Here is a 20,475-nt window from a genome sequence, read left to right on the forward strand (position 1 = left end):
TGTATGGGCACAGCTAGCCCTCGATCTTCAGCGCGAACGGCGTGCCTTCGAAGGCGTCGGCGCCGCGCCCGATCGACTGGATCGCCTCAATCATCCGGCCGTTGCGCTCCAGCAGTGCGTCGGCCACGGCGATGAGCCGCGGATTGGGTGTCGCCGAGGGCGACAGCGCCCGCAACGTCTGGGCCAGTTCGGCTTCGTCGCGTTTCGGCGCCAATGCGGCGGCGATGATGTAGGCCGAAGCGGTCGAGCGGCTGATGCCGGCATAGCAATGCACGACCATGGGCTTTGCCCGGTCCCAGCGGCGGGCGAAATCGAGCACGTCGCGGACATGCTCCTCCCCCGGCATGGTCATGCCGTCCTGCGCCACCGCTATGTCGTGCATGACGAGATGCAGATGGTTTTCCCTCGCTATCGAGGCCGGACGCGTCACCTCGGTTCCGATGGAGAGCAGCGACAGCATGCGGTCGGCGCCGGTCCTGGCCACCGTTTCCTCGATCTTCGCCAATGAGCAGACATGGATCATTGTTTTGAACCTTTTTGTCGATCCTCGCGCCGCGTCGCCCATTCGGCAAGGGCCGATTCGAGCCGCCGCCATTCCTCCTGACACCCCGGCAGGCCGGCGCGCAGGACATGCGGCCGATCGCAGAAATGCCGAAGCAGGACGCCGCGTTTGCCAAGCGCTGAAAACAGGCTGGCGGCATCCGGCAGGCTGAAATAGCGGAACAATGTGGTGCCGCCCGCTACAGGCACGCCGAAACGGCCGAAGAGTGCATCGAGCCGCGCCGCGCCCTCGGCCAGGGACGCGCGCATCGCATCCTGCCAGCCAATATCGGCAAGCGCGCGAATGCCATAGTCCAGCGCTGGACCGGCGACGGCCCACGGCCCGAATTGCGTTTCCAGCCAGCCAACCGTCGCTGCATCGGAAAGCGCGAAGCCAAGCCGCAGGCCGGCCAACCCAAAGAACTTGCCGAAGGAACGCAGCACGACGAGCCCGCGCTGATCGACATCACCGGCGAGGCTGTGTTCACGCGGGCCGACATCCATGAAGGCCTCGTCGACGACCAGCAGCCCGCCTCTGGCGCGTAGCCCGGCGGCCAGTGCCAGCAGCCGGTCGCGCTCGATGACGCGACCGTCGGGATTGTTCGGATTGACGATGATAGCAAGGTCGGCATCCGCCAGCGCCGCAAAATCGCTGACTTCGGTCACCTGATGCCCGGCAATCGCCGCTGCACGTGCATGTTCGGCATAGGTCGGCCCCAGCACCAATGCCTTGCCGGGCCTGACCAGCGATGCCACGCGCGGCAGCAGGATCTGCGTGCCGGGCGCCGCGACGACATTGGCCGGCGACGGCGCGCCATAGGTGCCGGCCGCGATCTCCGTCAGTTCACGCGCCCGTGCCGCTTCCGGCAATCGCCACAGCGAGGTGGCGGGCAGCTCGAAAAGCGGGTAGGAGTGCGGGTTGATACCGGTCGAAAGGTCGACGAAAGGCTGAAGAGCGTTGGGGAAAAGCGCCCTCGCCCGGCCAAGACTTCCACCATGGTCCACCGCTCCTTCAAGAAGCTTCATGTCAGTCCTGATCGCTTTCCTGTCATTGGCCGTCGAATTCGTCCTGGGTTACCCGGACTGGCTGTTCCGCGCCATCGGCCATCCGGTGACGTGGTTCGGCAGGCTGATATCCTTTCTCGACTTGAGGCTCAACCGCGCCACTGATCCCGACGCGCTGCGTCGCCAACGCGGCGTCCAGGCGCTGCTGGTCATCGTGCTGGTGCCGGCGGTGATCGGCCTCTTCGTCCAGCTTGTCCTGCTCTGGTTCGTGCCGCTGGGGTTCTTCATTGCCGCGCTGCTGGCGACGTCGCTGCTGTCGCAGAAGAGCCTTTACGAACATGTCGAGGCCGTAGCTGACTCGCTCGATTCGGGCGGCCTCGCCATGGGCCGTGTCGCCGTCTCGCGCATCGTCGGCCGCGATCCCGAGGGGCTCGACCGTGCTGCCGTCTGCCGCGCGGCGATCGAGAGCCTGGCCGAGAATTTTTCCGACGGCATCGTCGCCCCCGCCTTCTGGACCGGTGTTGGCGGACTCGCCGGCGGCGCTGCCTACAAGGCCGCCAACACCGCCGATTCGATGATCGGCCACCGCACCCCCCGCCACGAGGCTTTCGGCTGGGCGGCGGCGCGCTTCGACGACTGGATCAACCTGCCGGCATCGCGGCTGACGGCGCTGCTGATCGTGCTGGCGGCTTTCCTGGTCAAGGACGCCGATCCCCGCAGTGCCTGGCAGGCGGTGTCGCGCGATGCCAAAAAACACCGCTCGCCCAATGCCGGCTGGCCGGAAGCGGCCATGGCCGGCGCGCTTGGCCTGGCGCTTGCCGGGCCGCGCAGCTATGGCGGCATCGTGGTCGATGATGTCTTTATGGGCGAAGGCGGCCGCCGCGACGTCGACAGCGGCGACATCAGGCGGGCGCTGACGCTCTACCGCGTCGCTGACTACCTGCTGATCGCGTTGTTCGCCGTGGTTTCGGTCATCGCCGTTCTTGCGTTCTAGAACTCGATCCCCTGCTGCGCCTTCACGCCTGCCGAGAAGTGGTGTTTGGTCACGCCCATCTCGGTGACCAGATCGGCCGCCTCGACCAGCGCCGGCTTGGCGTTGCGGCCGGTGACGACGATATGCAGGCCCTCGCGGCGCGCCTTCAGCGCCGCGACCACCTTGTCGAGATCGAGATAATCGTAACGCAGCGCGATGTTGAGTTCGTCGAGCACGACAAGGCTGATCGAGGGGTCGGCGATCAACTCGAGCGCCTTGGCCCAGGCGGCCTCGGCGGCGGCGATGTCGCGCTTCAGATCCTGCGTCTCCCAGGTGAAGCCCTCGCCCATCGCGTGCCAGACGACGCGGTCGCCAAAGGCAGAAAACGCATCCTTCTCGCCGGTGTGCCACTTGCCCTTGATGAACTGCACGACGCCGACGCGCTTACCATAGCCAAGCATCCGCAGCGCCAGGCCGAAGGCAGCCGTGGTCTTGCCCTTGCCCGGACCGGTGTTGACGATCAGCAGCCCCTTTTCGACCGTCTTGCTCGCCACCTCGGCATCCTGCACCGCCTTGCGCTTGGCCATCTTGGCGCGATGGCGCTCTTCGTCCTTATTGTCGATGTCGGTCATGTCACCTCACCTTGAGCGGCAGCCCCGCCACCATCAGCAGCACCGTATCGGCGATCGCCGCGACCTGCTGGTTGAGCCGGCCGGCGTCATCGCGAAACCGGCGCGCCAAGGCATTGTCCGGCACGATCCCTTGCCCGACTTCGTTGGAGACCACGAACCAGGGTCCGCGTGGTCGTGACAGCACATCCGCCAGCCGCCGGCACGCGGCTGCGACGTCGTGATCGGCCAGCATGTGATTGGTCAGCCACAGCGTCAGGCAGTCGACAAGCACCGGCTGGTTGTCGGGCAATGCCTCGAGCGCGCCGGCAAGGTCGAGCGGCGCGTCGATGGTCGTCCAGCCCTCGCCGCGCCGCGAGCGGTGCAGCGCGATGCGCTCACGCATCTCGTCGTCATAGGCTTGCGCGGTAGCGATATAGGTCCATGGCGACGGCAACGCCGTCACCAGGATTTCGGCATGCGCGCTCTTGCCGGAGCGCGCACCGCCGATGATGAAGGTCAGCTTGTTGCGATCAGGCAAAGCTGTCGCGCAGGCTGGTCGCCGTGCCGGTAAAGCGTCCGCGCACCACGCCGACGACGGCGCCGAGCACCAGCCAGAACACCAGATTGGTCAGCGTCACCGCCACCACGAACTGGTGGTGCAGACCTTCCGGGATCGGCGTCTCGAAGCTGTCGGGCTGCGGCGCACCCACAATGTGCGGAGCAACGATCAGCGCCACGGCAAGAATGGCCAGCGGCAGCGACTTGCGGAACGCGATCAGGCCGAGCCCGATGGCGGTCGCGATCACGGTCGCCACCCACCAGATCTGGCGCTGCGTCAGGTCGGCGGCAGGCATGGCGGGCAGTTCCGGCGGCAGGCCGAGACCGGGCGCCAATGTGAAGACGGCAAAGCCGGCCAGGCCCCAGAAGACGCCCTGGCGCCAATTGCCGATACCGCCGGCGAATTCCGAAACCGCGACCAGGATCAGCGCGAAGCCGATGCCGGTGACGACATTGGACACGACGTTGAAGGCAAAGCGCTCGAAGCCGTCGGCCGGTGCCCAGCCCTCGTCTTCGGCCGGAGCGGCGGCTACGGCCGGAGCCGGGGTGGCGGCGCTCATCGAATTTGCCGCCGGTGGGGCCGAACTCATCGCGGTGCCGCTGGCGGCCCCGGTTGGCGTCGCGGGTGCGGCGGCATGGTCATGGCTATGGCCGCCTTCGGCCTGTTCGTAGACTTCCGCCTTGAGGATCAGTGGTACGGTGGCATAGGCCTGCATGCAGGCAAGGACAACGCCGGCCACGAGCCCTGCGATCGCCGCGATGAACACGACGTTGCGAAACAGATTCATGATGTCAGATCCTCGTCAGTGGCAGGGAAACGCCATCGAATGCCGGTTGTCATGACCGGCATTGTGCACAGCATCGATATGCGAGAAGCCGACAAAGCCGATGATGAACGTGCCGAGCAGTGCGGCAAGCGCCAGCTGCATGAAGCGCGACTGCGAGGAGACGGAGGTGCCGAGGGAGATGGAAGCGGTATTCATATCTTGTCCTTTCACCCTCCACCCGAGGGCCTGTCAGTTTTGCCGTCGTCGGCAGGTCTCCTGGCTCACGGATCAGCGCCCTTCCCCACCTTCCCGAAGACGAATCTTCAGTGGCATATGGAGAGGACTACCGCACACAGTTGCGGGGGCAGCCACGGCATTGGGCAAGAATTTCGCCCGCACCGCATTCCCTCTTGGCTCCAAAACGGAACCGACGACTGCATGACTATAGGGAAAATCACGACACGCGGCAAACCAAATTCCGCCGGCAAACAGCGCGATTGCGCCATGCCGTTTCCAGGCACGAGAATTGACAATTCTTCCTGCCGGGTGTCGGCTGGCCGCCTCACAGGAAGCCAGCCATGCAGCCCACTGCCAGCGAGCGCGCCCCCTACAATGGCCTGACCCAGGCCGAACCGACCCTGCCCTCGTCGGCCTATTGGGACGGTGAGAGCTACCAGCGCGACCTCGATGCCATCTGGTACAAAAACTGGCTGCTCGTCTGCCGCGAGGCCGATCTGGCCCAGCCACTGGCCTTCCGCCGATTCCGCATCGGCACGCAGGACATCGTCGTGCTGCGCGACGACACCGGCGCCTTGCGCGCCTTCCACAACACCTGCCGGCATCGCGGCTCGCAGCTTTGCCAGGAGAGCGAGGGCCGGCTGAAGGCGCGGCTAATCACTTGTCCCTACCACGCCTGGTCCTATTCACTGCGCGGCGACCTCGTGCGCGTGCCGTCGAAATCGTTGCCGGACGGCTTCGACAAGGCCGACCATCCGCTCTACCGCGTCGCGCTCTCGGTGTGGCGCGGTTTCGTGTTCATCAATCTGCAGGAGGATGCGGCGGGCTCCGCGCAGGCATCCTTCGACCCGGCCTCCGGCAATCTCGGCAACTGGCCGCTGGAAACGCTGTTATCGGGCCATGTGCTGCGCAAGGTGATGCACTGCAACTGGAAGATCTTTTGGGAGAACTTCAACGAGTGCCTGCACTGCCCGGGCGTCCACAAGGACCTGTCGCGGCTGGTGCCGATCTATGGCCGCGGCCTGATGAGCCGGCACGACGACCCCGAATGGACGCACCACGCCGACAATGACGCACCGGAATTTTCCGGCGGCCTGCGCGCCGGCGCCGAGACCTGGTCGCGCGACGGCCAGGCGCACGGGCCGGTCTTCTCCGGATTGACGCCAGCCGAACGCGCCGCCGGCCAGACCTACGCCACCAGCCTGCCCTCGATGTTCATCGTCGGCCATGTCGACTATGTAAGGACCGTACGCCTGGTGCCGCTCGGCCCGGAAGAGACCGAACTTGTCGCCGAGTGGCTGTTCGCGCCCGAGGCGCTGGCCGCGACCGATATCGACAACATCGTCGCCTTCGGCACACAGGTGCTGGAAGAGGACGCCGCGATCTGCGAGGTCAACCAGAGGGGCCTGCGCTCGATGCGTCACCAGGCCGGCGTGCTCATGCCGGAGGAGTATGAACTACACCGCTTCCACAACTGGGTGCGCGAGCGCCACGCGGCGCTTGTACCAAAGCCCTGATCGTCAGAGAGACTTCGGCAAGTAACGCCACGTGACAAAACCGCAAACCGCCGCCAGCAGGCCGAGCGTGACGAACACCGAGCCCAGTCCGAAGAAGGCCAGCACCACCGAATAGACCAGCGGCGGCGTGAGTTCGGAAAAGTCGAGATAAGTACGATAGACCGCCGCCATCTGCGCCCGTTCATAGGAGCGCACCGAACGCATGAAGGCGGTCGAGCCCAACGCATCGAGCGCTATGGTGAAAAAGGCGCCACACAGCAGGAAGGCGCCGGTGAGCAGCGGCACGGTTTCGCCGACGACACCCGCCGCCAGAAGCATCGCCGACATGGCGAAATAGGCGAATGTCATGGTGCGCCGGCCGCCAAAGCGTTTTCCGGCCTTGCCCCAGAAAATCGCCATGAACAAAAGCGCGTTGCCGGCCGAAACCAGCAGGCCGCCGGCCAGCTTACCCTCGCCGGTGATCACCATGAACAGTGGCCCATAGACGAAGAATGTCGTCCAGAAGCAGGAGCGGCCGAAGGCGATCAGCCAGGCAAGCCTCAATCTCGGCTGCGCGACGAAGCGGCCGATATTGGCGAGCGGATTCGCCGGCCGTGTCTTGCCGGGTCGGATCGATGGGTTGTCGCCCAGTCGATAGGTCCAGAACAGCGCCAAGAGCGCCAGCGCGAACACCGCAACCGCGCCATGCGCGGCGTAGATGCCGAAGCGGGTGTAGAGGAAGATGCCGAGCGTCGGACCGCCGGTCCAGGCGAACATCGACCACGCCATGCGCAGCGATTCTGCCTGCATGAAGTCGGTCTTGCGGATGTGGTCCATGATGTAGAGGTTGAGCGTGATCGAAAGCGCACTGGCGCCCATCACCCGACACAGCATGCCTGCCAATTGCCCGGCCAGCGTGTGGGTGACGAAGAACAGCGAACCGATGGCGAGCAGGCAGGCGCCGGCGGTGTAGACCCAGCGCCGGGCAAAGCGGCGGATCAGCATCGGCATGAACAAGGTCACCGACAGGCCGAGCAGCGCCACGATGGTGTAGAGGATCGAGACGATCTGCTCGTTGTGCAGGATTTCGTAGGCCTGGATTGGGATGACGCTCGACACCGTGGCGCGGGCGAAGGATTCGACCGCATAGAGCGAGGCGAAGGTGCGCGCATCCGCGGCCCTGAGGGCCGGGAGCCAGATCGGATGGCGCACATGGGTGGACATTGCTTCCCCAAAGCAGAATCACCGGCCAAATCTGCCTTGGCCGTTCCCGGGCGATTAAGAGGAAACCGACGCATAGGCCGTGAAAAGCGAAGTCGGTCAAAGACTTCCCGGCGCTGGCCCAAGGTGTGTTGAGATTCAGGTCAGGCCGAGCCGAAAATGGCGGTTTTCGAGAACCGGAGTGGAGTGGACATTCAGGTCCGTGAGCACCGGAAGGGCAGAAAGCCGCCGTTTGCAGGCCGGCATCACCTGAATATCAGCATACCTCAAAGCGTCGCTTGATCCGGTGCCCCGGCCTTCTTCTGTCCGGTCCAACCGTGATAGTCCTGAGGCGGGGCTGAATCAGATCGCGAGACCATGACCATCCATACGCCGACCGCACCCGTTCCGGAGCCATCCAGGCGCATCATCGCCATCGACATCGTGCGCGGCATCGCGCTGCTGGCCATGGCGAGCTACCATTTCACCTGGGACCTGGAATTCTTCGGCTACACCGATCCAGGCCTCACCGCCTTCGGCTGGTGGAAGATCTACGCGCGCTGCATCGCCTCGACCTTCCTGTTCCTGGTCGGCGTCAGCCTGTACCTCGCGCACGGCCAGCAAATCCGCTGGAACGGTTTCTGGAAGCGTTTCGCCATGGTCGCCGGAGCGGCGATCGCCATTTCGGTGGTCACCCGCATCGCGACGCCGGACGGATTCATCTTCTTCGGCATCCTGCACCAGATCGCGCTCGCCAGCCTGCTCGGCCTCGCCTTCCTGAGGCTCCCGGCTCTGCTGACCCTTGTCGTTGCAGCGCTGGTCATCGCGGCGCCCATCTATCTGCGCTTCGAGGCGCTGGACCATCCCTGGCTGTGGTGGATCGGCCTCTCGGCGATCAATCCGCGATCCAACGACTATGTGCCGCTGTTTCCATGGTTCGGGGCGGTGCTTATCGGCATTGGGGTGGCGAAACTCGCTTCCGCCTCCGGCCTGCGAGCCCGCCTTGCGAGCCTCATGCCCGGCCGCTGGGCCAATCCGCTGGTTTTCATCGGCCGCCACAGCCTCGCCTTCTACCTGATCCACCAGCCGCTGCTGATCGGCTGCGTCTGGCTGTTCTCGCAAGTCATGCCGGCCCAGGTCGAAACGGTGCAGGTCAATTTCCTGAAGACCTGCCAGCGCTCATGCGAGCAGACGCGCAACGCGACCTTCTGTTCGAGCTATTGCAGTTGCATGCTGACGACGCTCGAGGGCGAGGCCGCGCTTGATCGGCTCGAGAACAACGACCAGAGTGCGGAATTCCGGGCGCATCTGGGCGATCTGGCCGCCAGTTGCACGGGCCAGACCGAGGACAAGGTGGACGAGGGAGGAACACAATGACCGAAACCCAGCCGAAGCCCGGGGTGATACCGTGGCCGCCGGTGATCTATGTCGCGGCAATCGCCATCAGCGTCATCCTCGGCCTGCTCTATCCGCTGCCCTGGATCGGCGACCTGCTGGGCGACCTGCTGTTCGCCGCCGGCTGGGTGGCGCTGTTCGGCGTCGCGGCACTCTGGTTCACCGCCATCCGCACCATGGTCCGGGCCAGGACGACACTCAACCCCAACGCGGTGCCCGACCACCTCGTCACCACAGGTCCTTTCGGCGTCACCCGCAACCCGATGTATCTCGCCAACACGCTGCTTTTGATCGGCGTCGCCTTTGTCACGGGGATTGTCTGGTTCCTGCCGCTGGCGTTCATCGCCGCCTTCGCCACGCAGAAGGTCGCCATCGAGCGGGAGGAAAAGATGCTGGCGGCGAAGTTCGGCAAGAAATACCGCGATTACGCCAAAAGGGTGCGGCGCTGGATCTGAGCGGCGTTAAGTATTGACGCCGAGCTCCACCAGCCGCTCGACGCAGGACTCCTCGGCCTGGTCGAGTTCGGCCAGCGTCTCCTCGAGGTCGCGGCGCTTTTGCCTCAAATCCTCGCGCTTTTCCTCGATGCGCTTGATCATCAGCTTGAGCTGCCCGACCTCGCCCGGCGGCTCCTTGTACATCTGGATGATTTCGCGGATCTCGTTGATCGAGAAACCGAGCCGCTTTCCGCGCATGATCTGCCGGATGAGATGGCGGTCGGACGGGCGAAACAGCCGCGTGCGGCCACGCCGCACCGGTTGCACCAGCCCCTCATCCTCATAGAAACGCAGCGTCCGCGTCGACACGTCGAATTCGCGGGTCAGTTCGGTGATCGAGTAATATTCCCGCATTGTCGCTCCATGCCCGAACCCTAGGCAGCGCCACGCGGCGCTGCCTCCCGTCCCGAACCAACCCTTGCCCGCCGGAATCGACATGGCCCCCGCGCAAGCCTCGCACGGCATTTACGTAAAAGTCAATTGAGGCCGCTACCTCACCCCGAACCACCAGCTTGCAAGGCCGAGGAAAGCGAAAAAGCCGACGCAGTCGGTGACGGTGGTGACGAAAACCGCCGACGCCACGGCCGGATCGATCTTGAACCGGTCGAGCATGAGCGGGATCAGGATGCCGGCAAGAGCGGCCGCGAACATGTTGATGATCATCGCCGCGCCGATGATCCCGCCCAGATTCGGATCGCGAAACCAGGCGGCGGCAACGATGCCGATCAGAACGGCAAAGACAATGCCGTTGATGAAGCCCACACCCATTTCGCGGCGGATGATGCGGGCGGCATTGTAGATGTCGATATCCTTCGTCGCCAGCGCCCGCACGGTGACGGTCATGGTCTGCGAACCGGCATTGCCGCCCATGCCGGCCACGATCGGCATCAGCACGGCGAGTGCCACGATACGCTCGATCGTGTGGTCGAACAGCCCGATCACCGAGGCCGCCAGGAATGCGGTGAAAAGGTTGACGAGCAGCCAGGGAACGCGCGAGCGCGAGGTTGCAAACACCGTGTCGGAGAGTTCCTCGTCGCCGACGCCGCCCATGCGCAGCAGATCTTCCTCGGCTTCCTGCTGGATGACGTCGACGACATCGTCGATCGTCAGCACGCCGACCAGCCGCTCATTCTCGTCGACGACGGCGGCCGACAAAAGGTCGTACTGCTCGAATTCCCGCGCCGCCTCTTCCTGGTCCATGGTCGCCGGTATGGCATGGCGCGTCTCATGCATGACATCCTCGACCTTGACCGCGCGCTTGGTGCGCAGGATCTGGTCGAGATCGATGGCGCCGACGAGCTTGAAGGTCGGATCGATGACGAAGATCTGGCTGAAGCGATCGGGAAGGTTCTTGTCCTCACGCATGTAGTCGATGGTCTGGCCGATGGTCCAGAACGGCGGCACCGCGACGAACTCCGTCTGCATGCGCCGCCCGGCGGTCTCTTCCGGGTAATCGAGCGAGCGGCGCAGCCTGATCCGTTCGGTGAACGGCAGCTGCGACAGGATCTCGTCCTGGTCTTCCTTTTCGAGGTCTTCGAGAATGTAGACGGCGTCGTCGGAATCGAGTTCCTGCACCGCCTGCGCGATCTGCGCATTGGGCAGATGATCGACGATCTCCATGCGGATCGCCTCATCGACCTCGGTCAGCGCGGAGAAGTCGAAATCGGCGCCCAGCAGTTCGACCAGGGCTCGCCGCTGTTCGGGATGCAACGCCTCGATCAGGTCGCCCAGTTCCGACTGGTGCAGGTGGTCGACTTCATGCTTGAGGGTCAGAGTATCGCGGTCGGCGATCGCGGCGCCGATCTGGGCAAGGAAGGACGAAAGGACGGCACCGTCCTCGCCATAGATGTCGGCATGGGCGTCGTCAGTCGCCTTGGCGGAGATCGTCTGCTTGTCCTCCACCAGCGCCTCCCGCCATCCCGGAAAAAATTGTGTCTCAGGTCTAGAGCATCGGAGCTTAAAGCGGAAACCGGTTTCGCGGAAATCCGATGCATCTCGCCTGCGGACGCGATTCGATTTGAGAACTTATCGCTCTAAGGCACGGAATATCAAACGAAACGCGCGCTCCACGCCACCCGGCGAGCGTATCGCGGATGCTTCACCTGACAATGCCTTTCCCGTCAGGAACCAGCCAATCCCGGCTTCAGACGGCGCGACAGCCGATGTCGCTGGGGAAAGAGCACCCCGGCGCGATTGGGGCAGAATTGTCATGATACGGGTCCAGGCCTGAAGCCTGGCCTTTGAGTTGCCGCACAATCAGCCCAGGACAAAAACGGCCCTTGAACAGCAAGCCCGGGAAAACGAGCAAGGCAATTGGCGACCGGCGCATGCGCATTGTCGTCGCCGAGCGCAATCCATTCGTCATATCGGCGCTGCGTGAAATGCTCGAATGCGACGGCCGTTTCGACTTGTTGGGCAGCGTGCAGAGCGGCAAGCAGTTCCTGGATCTCGCTGTCAAGGGCGGCTTCGACGTCGCAATCATCGGCTGGAAGCTCGCCGACATGGACGGCGCGGATGTGCTGGCCGAGGTCCAGAGCCGCAAGCTCGACGTGCGCATCACCGTCTTTTCCAACGACCATGACATCGGCATCCTGAAGCAATGCGTGCGGCTGGGAGCGCAGGGCTACTGTTTCCAGTTCGACGATCCGGCCATCATCTTCGACACGATTCTGGCGGTCGCGCATGGCCGCATCTGCATCCCCTATATCGACATCAACAAGGTCAACGACACGCCGCTGGCGCAGCTCACGGTGCGTGAGCGCGAGTTGCTGGCGGTGCTTTCCGACGGCTGGACCAATCTGCAAATCGCCACGCGCACCGGCATTTCCGAGAACACGGTGAAGTATCACCTCAAGAATCTCTACGACAAGCTCGACGTCCGCAACCGGGCGATGGCCGTCGCGCTCTATGCGCGCGAGAGGCGTACCCAGAAGCAGCCTTTCGGGTAGGCCAACCGGGTAGGCCGTCCCCACCCGCGCGCGGCGAGATCTTACCCGCCAAGGTGTTGTTGGCTTTAGCCGTCGAAACGAAACTCCCCCCACCGCTTTGCTGGATCAGGAGGAGTTCGCATCATGGCCGGTTTCACCCATCTTTTCATTCCCGGGCCGACCAACATCCCCGAACAGGTCCGGCAGGCGATGAACCTGCCGATGGAGGACATGCGCGCCGCGTCCTTCCCCGATCTCACTTTGCCGCTGTTCGAGGACATCAAACGCGTCTTCAAGAACGAGACCGGCCGCGTCTTCATCTACCCCTCCTCCGGCACCGGCGCCTGGGAAGCGGCGATGACCAATGTGCTTAGCCCCGGCGACCGCGTGCTGATGTCGCGCTTCGGCCAGTTCTCGCATCTGTGGGTCGACATGGCCGAGCGCCTCGGCCTCGAGGTCGATGTCATCGACTGCGAATGGGGCACCGGCGTGCCGCTCGAGCTCTATGCCGAGCGGCTGAAGGCGGACAAGGAGCATCGCATCAAGGCCGTCTTCTGCACGCAGAACGAGACGGCGACCGGCGTGACCAGCGATGTCGCCGGCTGCCGCGCCGCGCTCGACGATGCCAACCACCCTGCCCTGCTCTTCGTCGACGGCGTGTCGTCGATCGGCTCGATCGACTTCCGCCAGGAGGAATGGGGCGTGGACTGCGCCGTCAGCGGCTCGCAGAAAGGTTTCATGCTGCCCGCCGGCCTCGGTTTCCTCTCCGTGAGCAAGAAGGCGCTCGTCGCTTCGCGGACCGCCACCCACCGGCGCTGCTTCTTCTCCTTCGAGGACATGATCCGCGCCAACGATGCCGGCTATTTCCCCTACACGCCGGCGACGCAGCTGCTGCGCGGCCTGCGCGCCTCGCTCGACCTGATCGCCGAGGAAGGGCTGGACAACATCTTCGCCCGCCATCATCGCCTCGCCGAAGGCGTGCGCAAGGCGGTCGACGCCTGGGGCCTGAAACTCTGCGCCAAGGCGCCGAAATGGCACTCCGATACGGTCAGCGCCATTCAGGTGCCGGAAGGCATCGACAGCGGCGACATCGTCAAGCGCGCCTACCGCACCTACCAGACGTCGCTCGGCGGCGGCCTCAACAAGGTGATGGGCAAGGTCTTCCGCATCGGCCATCTCGGCTGGCTGAACGAGGTGATGGTGCTCGCCTCGCTGTCGGCGGCCGAAATGGCGTTGCTCGACTGCGGCGTGCGGCTGGCGCCGGGCTCCGGCGTCGGCGCCGCCATCCAGCATTTCCGCGCCTCGGCCGCCGTGCCGGTCGCCGAAGCCGCCTGAGGGAGCCGACGATGAGCCACACCATCAACCATTTGAAAAAATTGCGGCTGCAGCGCAGCGAGCTGGCGGTTCCCGGTTCCAGCCCGGAGATGATCGACAAGGCGGCCAACAGCGCCGCCGACTTCGTCTTCCTCGACATCGAGGACGCGGTCGCCCCGCCCGACAAGGAACGCGCCCGCAAGAACATCATCCAGGCGCTGAACGACATCGACTGGCGTGCCATGGGCAAGACCGTCTCGGTGCGCATCAATGGGCTCGACACCCATTACATGTACCGCGACGTGGTCGACGTCATGGAACAGGCCGGCGACCGGCTGGACACGATCCTCGTGCCAAAGGTCGGCGTGCCGGCCGACCTCTACATGGTCGAGGCCATGGTCAACCAGATCGAGATGGCCAAGGGTTTCAAGACCCGTGTCGGCTTGGAAGCGCTGATCGAAACAGCGCTCGGCATGGCCAATGTCGAAGCGATTGCCGCCACTCCCGGCCGGCTGGAAGCCATGCATTTCGGCGTCGCCGACTATGCGGCGAGTTGCAAGGCGCGCACCGTCAACATTGGCGGCCTCAACCCGGACTATCCCGGCGACCAGTGGCATTTCGCGCTATCGCGCATGACGGTCGCCTGCCGCGCCTATGGCCTGCGCGCCATTGACGGGCCATTCGGCGATTTCTCCGATCCGGAGGGCTACATCGCCGGCGCCAGGCGCGCCGCGGCCCTCGGCATCGAAGGCAAATGGGCGATCCACCCGTCGCAGATCGCGCTCGCCAACGACGTCTTCTCGCCGCCGGAAAAGGAGGTCGCGCGGGCCAGGCGCATCCTTGAGGTGCTCAAGGAAGCCGAGGCCCTGGGCAAAGGCGCCGCCGCACTCGACGGCAAGATGATCGACGCCGCGTCGGAACGCATGGCGAGGAACGTCCTGGTGGTCAACGAGGCCATCGAACGCGCCGGCCAAACCGCCACGCATTGACTGTTCAGGGAGGACGACAATGGACATTCACGAATATCAGGCCAAGGAACTGCTCGCCCGGCACGGCGTGCATGTGCCGCGCGGCGGGCTGGCCTACAGCCCCGAACAGGCGACCTACAGGGCGCGCGAGATCGGCGGCGGCAAATGGGTCTTGAAGGCGCAGGTTCATTCCGGCGCGCGCGGCAAGGCCGGCGGCATAAAACTGTGCGCCAATGACGAGGAGATCTCGAGCGCCGCCGAAGCCATGCTCGGGCGCAAGCTGGTGACGCAGCAGACCGGACCGCGCGGCAAGCTGATCTCCCGGCTCTATCTCGAGGAAGCCGTCGATATCGCCCAGGAGCTCTATGTCGGCTTCGTGCTCGACCGCAAGGAAGAGCGCGTCATGATCGTGGCCTCGGCCGCCGGCGGCATGGAGATCGAGGATATTGTCGAGAAAGAACCCAATTCCATCCTGCGCACATCGGTCGATCCCGGCGTCGGCATGCAGCGCTTCCAGGCGCGCGAGATCGCCTTCGGGCTCGGCCTCGACCACAACCTGATCGGCAAGGCGACCGAAACCATCTTCAGCTGCTACCAGGTGTTCCGCGACTACGACGCCTCGATGCTGGAGATCAATCCGCTGGTGGTGACGCGCGACGGCAATCTGATCGCGCTCGACGCCAAGATGTCTTTCGACGAGAACGCCCTGTTCCGCCGGCCTGAAATCTCCGAGCTGCGCGACAAGAGCCAGGAAGACCCGCGCGAGACTTTCGCCAGCGACCGCGGCCTCTCCTATGTCGGCCTCGACGGCAATATAGGCTGCATCATCAATGGAGCGGGGCTCGCCATGGCGACAATGGACATGATCAAGATCGCCGGCGGCGAACCGGCCAACTTCCTCGACATTGGCGGCGGCGCCTCGCCCGAGCGGGTGGCGAAATCCTTCCGTGCCGTGCTCGGCGACAAGAATGTCGAGACCATCCTGGTCAACATCTTCGCCGGCATCAACCGCTGCGACTGGGTCGCCGAAGGCGTGATCAAGGCGATACGCGAAGTCGGCGTCAACGTGCCGCTGGTGGTGCGTCTCTCCGGCACCAAGGCCGAGGAAGGCCGCCGCATACTGGCCGATTCCGGCGAGGCGGTGATCGTCGCCGACACGCTGGCCGAAGCCGCCGAAAAAGCCGTCGCCGCCTGGCGCGCGGCCGCCAAGAAAAAAGCAGCCTGAGGGAGGTCGAGAAAATGGCAATCCTGCTCAACCGCAGCACCCGCGTCATCGTCCAGGGTTTCACCGGCAAGATCGGCAGCTTCCACGCCGAGGACATGAAACGCTATGGCACCAAGCTGGTCGGCGGCGTCACCCCCGGCAAGGGCGGCCAGACGCATCTCGGCCTGCCCGTCTTCAACACGGTCAAGGGCGCCGTGCGCGAGACCCGCGCCGAGGCGAGCATCGTCTTCGTGCCGCCACCCTTCGCCGCCGATTCGATCATGGAAGCCGCGGACGCCGGCATCAAACTCTGCGTCTGCATCACCGACGGCATCCCCTCGCAGGACATGATGCAGGTCAAGCGCTACATGCGCCGCTATCGTTTCGAGGACCGCATGAGGCTGATCGGCCCGAACTGCGCCGGCATGATCACGCCGGGACAGGCACTGATGGGCATCATGCCGGGCAGCATCTATCTGCCCGGCCGCGTCGGCATTGTCGGCCGCTCCGGCACACTCGGCTACGAGGCCGCCTCGCAGATGAAGGCGCTTGGCATCGGCGTGTCGACCAGCGTCGGCATCGGCGGCGACCCGATCAACGGCTCCTCCTTCAAGGACATCCTGAAGCTGTTCGAGCAGGACGACGAGACCGACGCCGTGGTGATGATCGGCGAGATCGGCGGCCCGCAAGAGGCGGAAGCCGCGATCTGGGCGCGCGACAACATGCGCAAGCCGCTTATCGCCTACATTGCCGGCCTCTCCGCCCCGAAAGGCCGCCGCATGGGCCACGCCGGCGCCATCATCTCCGCCTTCGGCGAGTCGGCGCAGGAGAAGGTCGAGATCCTGAAGGAGGCCGGCGTGATCATCGTGCCGACACCGTCATCGTTTGGCGAGGTGGTGGCGGATACGCTGGCACGGATGAAGAAGGCGGCGTGATTTCCGCGCCTCTGCACGCTGGGGGTCCCTAACATACGCCCGCGCGAGCCTCCCCGGTCATAGGAGAGTCGGCGATCACCCTTGCCGGGCGCCGCTCGCCGAGAATCGAAACCTCTGGCGCCGTGCCGGGCGTGCCAAGCCCCAGCGGCAGCAGCGCCAATGCTATGTCATGGCCAAACGCGTGGGAGCAATCTGCCGCCTGAGCGTCACCATGAGTTTAGTGCGTGCATTCGCTTAGCAAGGTTGTGATTTTCGCATCAAGATCGCGAGCGACGGCAAGAGCCTCCAAACTGCCATAAGGGAGCAGACAACTCTCCATTTTGTCGTAGGAGACATGCACGCCATCGGGACGTTCATCAACAAGGACTGTGACTGGAGCGTAAGATCCAGCATCGGGAACGTGCTTGACCATTTCTTTCATGATGAATGGATTGCCCACCAGGAACCGCATGCTCTTGGGAGTCTCGGTTCCAGTTTCGCGGCGCAGAATGGCGCCCAAGTCGAATTCCGCGAAAAGCATGGGACCTGTGCGGCCCAGGCCGCTTTGCACAACGCGCTCCAAATCCGAGAAGGAATTTACAGCCCTCGTCGCCTTGAAAAATTCGACAATGTCAGGTTGCCCGACCGCTGACTTGAGCGCGGTCACAACGGCGTCGAATGGTTTGGAACACGTCAGGCTGAAACGCTCAACCTCGACCTTTGCGATTGTCATTTCTCTCTCCGCAACAGTTCTCAAGAATAAAGGCGCGCCCGATCGCGCCGGATTATGCCACCGCCGATTACGCTTCCAGGAAGGTCCGGACGTGGCTGACGAACAACTCGTGGTACTGAAACAGGGCGCCGTGGCCGGAATCGGGATAAAGGACCAGCTGGGCGTTGCTCAGAGCCTTGAACATTGCGTAGGCGTTGTCCGCCGGCAGCATGGTGTCGTGGCTGCCGCTGACCACAAGGGCGGGCTGGCGGATGGCGCGCAGAATGGCGTGCTCGGGATCAGGTGTGGCGCACCAGGTAATAAGCGCCTTGGCCTGCGGATCCGTCACCGCGCTGCCGTTATCGGTGTCCCGATCTTCCTTACGCACCTTCGCCCGTTTCAGGAAAGCCAGACCGGCCGACTGGCTGGCGGACGACTTCGTGAAGAATAGTGGCAGGCGGACGTCCGGCGCGTCGGTTTGGGAAAACGCGTCCTGGAGAACCGTCAACAGATGCTCTTCTCCGCCTCTCGGAGCCGTGCCGACGAGGATGAGCTTGCGCACCAGCCGTCCGTGCTCGGCAGCGATCTGCTGGGCGACGCAGCCGCCGAGGGAAAAGCCAAGAAGGTCGACTTCGGAGAGGCCGAGCAGTTTGATAAAAGCGACCGCGTCTCGGGCCATCGCCGCGATATTGTCGGGCGTTTGGCCTGTCGAGCGGCCGACCCCGGCGTTATCGAAAGCGATCACCGGTCGATCGGTGGCCAGGACATTCACGACGGCGGGGTCCCACGCGTCGATGTTGCCCGAGAAATGCTGCAGGAGAACAAGCACCGTTCCGGTCGATGGGCCGAGGCGGCGATAGGCGAAACGGATTCCGCCCCCTTCGATGTAACGGGTGGGCGCTGTTTCTAGCGTTGCGGCGTCCTGGCTCGAGGTGTCGAACTCAGTCATGTCATCCTCCGGATGCTTGGCACAGATAATCGAGTGGGCGTAGCTGGTGCGGTTTTGGCTAGGTTTGAGCCGCTCGCGGACCAAGGCATTCCGTAGTCCGCCGAGCACGCATTGTGCTCCCGGCACGAAGGCGCCGGGAGCACAAACGTCACTTCACCAGCGCGGCCTCTTCAATCACCGCGGCGACTTCCTTCGCGTGGACGACCAGGGAGGCATGGCTGCCGGCGACATCCGTCGTCTGGGCCTTCATCCTTTCGGCGAACAGCTTCTGGACCTCGGGTGCGATGACCTTGTCTTTCGTGCTGATCACATAGAACGTCGGCTTGTCGTGCCAGGCCGCCTTATCGACGGGAGCCTCGAACGCCGTGTGGTTCAACGGGAGCTGATGGTTTGCCAAGGATTCGGCGATCTCCGCGGGAAGGTCAGCCGCGACTGCAGAGGGAAACACTTTGGGATCGATGTAGAGGTTGCCCTTTTCGTCTGGATGAATCGCCGCGGCGCCTTCGGTTGCCGGACCGCTCTTGGCTAAGCTCGCCAGAGATTCTCCCACGTCGGGCGCGAATGCGGAGACGTAGACGAGCGCCGAGACGTTGGGATCGTCACCTGCCTGCGTGATGACCACACCGCCCCAGGAGTGGCCAACGAGGACGGTCTTGCCGTTCTGTTTGGCGAGCGCCTGTTTGGTGGCGTCGACGTCCGCTGCGAGCGAGGTCAGCGGGTTTTCGACGAGCGTTACGTTGTAGCCCTTCTTCGTAAGGATATCGGCAACCGGCTTCCAGCTCGTCTGGTCGACGAAAGCGCCATGGACGAGCACGATATTGTGGGCCGCCCCCTTGGGCAGTTGAGCTGATTGGGCGGGGGCGGCGACTGTTGCTCCGGCCATGAGGACGGTGGCGACTGAGAGTAGAAGATTTCGCATTGGTTGCTCCTGTTGAGATGACGGACGACGCGGGTCCGAGGAAAGGCAGGCGTGTCGGCAACACTCGCGGTTCTCCCATCTGCCGTTCGGGTGATGGTTGCCGCGCGACCTGTTGGCTCGACTTGCGATCAACTAATACGTGGCGCATTTGGACGTTAGGCCTCAATCGTCCGAATATTGTGTCTGACCGTCCGTCGTACTAACATCGGAAGGATGGACATCCTCGCTGAAGTGCTCGATCGCGTTCGCCTTGGCGGAACCTTGCTGTTCCACTTCGAGCTCGGCCATCCCTGGAATCTGTCATTGCCGGCGCGCCCGTACGCCCTGTTCCATTATCTCAGCCGTGGCTCGGCTACCCTCGCGCTCGAAAATGGACGAGAACTCCACATGACCGAGGGCGACTTTGTTGTCGTCACGCGTGGCGAGCCCCATGTGATCTACTCGGATCGCCGGACAGAGCCGTTACCGATTCTCGACATCGATCGACTGGCTGGGCGTCTTGGCCTCATTCGTCACGGAGGCGGCGAGCAACCGCTCGCGACGATGATCTGTGGCAATTTCACTGTGGCGCGGCCCTCGCGCGGCAGCGTGTTGGAATTGCTGCCGCCCCTGCTTCTCCTGAAGCCGACGGAAGACGGCGGATGGCTCGAGGCGATTCTGCAACGCATGGTGAGCGAGGCGGCGCACGCGCGTCCCGGCCAAGGAGTTGCACTCTCACGACTGACAGAAGTGCTCTTCGTCGAGGTGCTGCGAAGCTGGATCAAGTCGCTCGACCCCGGGGAAGGCGGTTGGCTGGGGGCGATGGCGGACCCGCACATAGGACCGGCCCTTCAGTTGATCCACGAACGACCGGATCGACCCTGGACGCTTGGCGAACTCGGGCAAAGCGTGGGACTTGGTCGTTCGGCGTTTTCGGCCCGCTTCACCAAGCTCGTCGGCGAGTCCATGTACCGTTATCTGATCTCACGCCGGATGTCGGAGGCCGCATTTCTGCTCGAAACGAGCGACGAGGGGATAGCACGGATTGCGTTCCGTGTCGGCTATGAGACCGCGGCCGCGTTTTCGAAGCTGTTCCATCGACATCACGGCCTATCGCCTGGCCGTTACCGAGCGGCTCGCCGGTCTGACGGTGGCCGGAGGCAAGGGGGCGTTCTGGAAGCAGAAGTCGCCGATTGACCTCCCGCGCTTGTGATGGCGTGCTCCTACAGGAGCCAAGATCAGGCCAAGATTGCGCAACAAAACTTAACATCACTTCACGCATGCAGCCATTTTCACCTGAGATAGTCCGGAGC

The 20,475-nt window shown here is 64.0% G+C and carries 23 protein-coding genes and 1 riboswitch; of the genes, 10 read left to right on the forward strand and 13 right to left on the reverse strand.

Features of this window, described 5'->3' with window-relative positions:
• Positions 1 to 13: 13 nt before the first annotated feature.
• Together MAFF_RS06380 and cobD are read right to left on the reverse strand one after the other, a co-directional pair.
• The gene (locus tag MAFF_RS06380; RefSeq protein ID WP_044547924.1) at positions 14 to 523 is read right to left on the reverse strand and encodes a tyrosine phosphatase family protein; all 510 of its coding nucleotides are present in this window, start codon (positions 521 to 523) and stop codon (positions 14 to 16) included.
• Entirely contained in the window at positions 520 to 1,566 is a 1,047-nt protein-coding gene (gene cobD, locus MAFF_RS06385) for a threonine-phosphate decarboxylase CobD (protein ID WP_010910063.1), read from the reverse strand. Before cobD ends, MAFF_RS06380 begins: the two co-directional genes overlap by 4 nt.
• On the opposite strand from cobD, the gene cbiB reads away from it, so the two are divergent.
• Positions 1,565 to 2,539, forward strand: coding sequence for an adenosylcobinamide-phosphate synthase CbiB (gene cbiB, locus MAFF_RS06390; protein WP_010910064.1), 975 nt, complete (start codon positions 1,565 to 1,567; stop codon positions 2,537 to 2,539). The genes cobD and cbiB overlap by 2 nt on opposite strands.
• Here the strand turns inward: cbiB and cobO are convergent.
• Genes cobO through MAFF_RS06410 form a run of 4 tightly spaced genes read right to left on the reverse strand, consistent with a single transcriptional unit; the run spans position 2,536 to position 4,670 of the window.
• The gene (gene cobO, locus MAFF_RS06395) at positions 2,536 to 3,150 is read right to left on the reverse strand and encodes a cob(I)yrinic acid a,c-diamide adenosyltransferase (RefSeq protein WP_010910065.1); all 615 of its coding nucleotides are present in this window, start codon (positions 3,148 to 3,150) and stop codon (positions 2,536 to 2,538) included. The two genes, cbiB and cobO, sit on opposite strands and share 4 nt — an antisense overlap.
• A gap of 1 nt (position 3,151) precedes the next feature.
• A complete protein-coding gene (gene cobU / locus MAFF_RS06400; protein ID WP_010910066.1) occupies positions 3,152 to 3,667 on the reverse strand; it encodes a bifunctional adenosylcobinamide kinase/adenosylcobinamide-phosphate guanylyltransferase in 516 nt (171 codons plus the stop codon).
• Positions 3,660 to 4,475: a CbtA family protein gene (locus MAFF_RS06405; protein WP_010910067.1), complete on the reverse strand. Its 816-nt coding sequence runs from the start codon at positions 4,473 to 4,475 to the stop codon at positions 3,660 to 3,662. The genes cobU and MAFF_RS06405 overlap by 8 nt, the downstream gene beginning before the upstream one ends.
• 15 nt (positions 4,476 to 4,490) lie before the next feature.
• Positions 4,491 to 4,670 (reverse strand): CbtB domain-containing protein, encoded by a 180-nt coding sequence (locus tag MAFF_RS06410; protein ID WP_044547928.1) that lies wholly within the window; start codon positions 4,668 to 4,670, stop codon positions 4,491 to 4,493.
• 33 nt (positions 4,671 to 4,703) lie between these two features.
• Positions 4,704 to 4,901: riboswitch (cobalamin riboswitch) on the reverse strand.
• Between the two features lie 131 nt (positions 4,902 to 5,032).
• Here MAFF_RS06410 and MAFF_RS06415 point away from each other — a divergent pair.
• On the forward strand, positions 5,033 to 6,208 hold the full coding sequence (locus MAFF_RS06415) for an aromatic ring-hydroxylating oxygenase subunit alpha (protein WP_010910069.1): 1,176 nt from the start codon (positions 5,033 to 5,035) through the stop codon (positions 6,206 to 6,208).
• Between the two features lie 3 nt (positions 6,209 to 6,211).
• Here the strand turns inward: MAFF_RS06415 and MAFF_RS06420 are convergent, their stop codons facing one another.
• Entirely contained in the window at positions 6,212 to 7,411 is a 1,200-nt protein-coding gene (locus MAFF_RS06420; RefSeq protein WP_010910070.1) for an MFS transporter, read from the reverse strand.
• Between the two features lie 354 nt (positions 7,412 to 7,765).
• On the opposite strand from MAFF_RS06420, the gene MAFF_RS06425 reads away from it, so the two are divergent.
• Positions 7,766 to 8,764, forward strand: coding sequence for a heparan-alpha-glucosaminide N-acetyltransferase (locus MAFF_RS06425; protein WP_010910072.1), 999 nt, complete (start codon positions 7,766 to 7,768; stop codon positions 8,762 to 8,764).
• On the forward strand, positions 8,761 to 9,237 hold the full coding sequence (locus MAFF_RS06430; RefSeq protein ID WP_010910073.1) for a methyltransferase family protein: 477 nt from the start codon (positions 8,761 to 8,763) through the stop codon (positions 9,235 to 9,237). The genes MAFF_RS06425 and MAFF_RS06430 overlap by 4 nt, the downstream gene beginning before the upstream one ends.
• A gap of 6 nt (positions 9,238 to 9,243) precedes the next feature.
• On the opposite strand, the gene MAFF_RS06435 is transcribed toward MAFF_RS06430, so the two are convergent.
• The gene (locus tag MAFF_RS06435; protein WP_006203215.1) at positions 9,244 to 9,630 is read right to left on the reverse strand and encodes a MerR family transcriptional regulator; all 387 of its coding nucleotides are present in this window, start codon (positions 9,628 to 9,630) and stop codon (positions 9,244 to 9,246) included.
• Between the two features lie 135 nt (positions 9,631 to 9,765).
• Complete coding sequence (gene mgtE, locus MAFF_RS06440; protein ID WP_010910074.1) at positions 9,766 to 11,178, reverse strand: magnesium transporter; 1,413 nt, start codon at positions 11,176 to 11,178, stop codon at positions 9,766 to 9,768.
• A gap of 425 nt (positions 11,179 to 11,603) precedes the next feature.
• On the opposite strand from mgtE, the gene MAFF_RS06445 reads away from it, so the two are divergent.
• The 5 genes from MAFF_RS06445 (at position 11,604) to sucD (ending at position 16,624) form a co-directional block, all read left to right on the forward strand.
• On the forward strand, positions 11,604 to 12,224 hold the full coding sequence (locus MAFF_RS06445) for a LuxR C-terminal-related transcriptional regulator (RefSeq protein ID WP_010910075.1): 621 nt from the start codon (positions 11,604 to 11,606) through the stop codon (positions 12,222 to 12,224).
• A gap of 123 nt (positions 12,225 to 12,347) precedes the next feature.
• Positions 12,348 to 13,538 carry an aminotransferase class V-fold PLP-dependent enzyme gene (locus MAFF_RS06450; RefSeq protein WP_010910076.1) on the forward strand — a complete coding sequence of 397 codons (1,191 nt, stop codon included), beginning with the start codon at positions 12,348 to 12,350 and terminating at the stop codon, positions 13,536 to 13,538.
• An 11-nt stretch (positions 13,539 to 13,549) separates the two neighbouring features.
• Positions 13,550 to 14,506: an HpcH/HpaI aldolase/citrate lyase family protein gene (locus tag MAFF_RS06455; RefSeq protein WP_010910077.1), complete on the forward strand. Its 957-nt coding sequence runs from the start codon at positions 13,550 to 13,552 to the stop codon at positions 14,504 to 14,506.
• Between the two features lie 19 nt (positions 14,507 to 14,525).
• Complete coding sequence (locus MAFF_RS06460; protein WP_010910078.1) at positions 14,526 to 15,710, forward strand: malate--CoA ligase subunit beta; 1,185 nt, start codon at positions 14,526 to 14,528, stop codon at positions 15,708 to 15,710.
• A 14-nt stretch (positions 15,711 to 15,724) separates the two neighbouring features.
• Positions 15,725 to 16,624: a succinate--CoA ligase subunit alpha gene (gene sucD, locus MAFF_RS06465; RefSeq protein WP_010910079.1), complete on the forward strand. Its 900-nt coding sequence runs from the start codon at positions 15,725 to 15,727 to the stop codon at positions 16,622 to 16,624.
• 28 nt (positions 16,625 to 16,652) lie between these two features.
• Here sucD and MAFF_RS41405 read toward each other — a convergent pair whose 3' ends face one another.
• The 4 genes from MAFF_RS41405 to MAFF_RS06480 all read right to left on the reverse strand — a co-directional run bounded on the left by MAFF_RS41405 (position 16,653) and on the right by MAFF_RS06480 (position 19,183).
• Positions 16,653 to 16,784, reverse strand: coding sequence for a hypothetical protein (locus MAFF_RS41405; protein WP_157865925.1), 132 nt, complete (start codon positions 16,782 to 16,784; stop codon positions 16,653 to 16,655).
• Positions 16,785 to 16,841: 57 nt separating this feature from the next.
• Positions 16,842 to 17,336 (reverse strand): DUF302 domain-containing protein, encoded by a 495-nt coding sequence (locus tag MAFF_RS06470; RefSeq protein ID WP_010910080.1) that lies wholly within the window; start codon positions 17,334 to 17,336, stop codon positions 16,842 to 16,844.
• Between the two features lie 67 nt (positions 17,337 to 17,403).
• Complete coding sequence (locus MAFF_RS06475; RefSeq protein WP_010910081.1) at positions 17,404 to 18,264, reverse strand: alpha/beta fold hydrolase; 861 nt, start codon at positions 18,262 to 18,264, stop codon at positions 17,404 to 17,406.
• 148 nt (positions 18,265 to 18,412) lie between these two features.
• On the reverse strand, positions 18,413 to 19,183 hold the full coding sequence (locus MAFF_RS06480; protein ID WP_010910082.1) for an alpha/beta fold hydrolase: 771 nt from the start codon (positions 19,181 to 19,183) through the stop codon (positions 18,413 to 18,415).
• A gap of 213 nt (positions 19,184 to 19,396) precedes the next feature.
• Here MAFF_RS06480 and MAFF_RS06485 point away from each other — a divergent pair, with 213 nt between their 5' ends.
• Complete coding sequence (locus tag MAFF_RS06485) at positions 19,397 to 20,359, forward strand: AraC family transcriptional regulator (protein WP_010910083.1); 963 nt, start codon at positions 19,397 to 19,399, stop codon at positions 20,357 to 20,359.
• The last annotated feature ends 116 nt before the right edge of the window (positions 20,360 to 20,475 follow it).

It is taken from the genome of Mesorhizobium japonicum MAFF 303099, from assembly GCF_000009625.1.
GTDB lineage: Bacteria > Pseudomonadota > Alphaproteobacteria > Rhizobiales > Rhizobiaceae > Mesorhizobium > Mesorhizobium japonicum.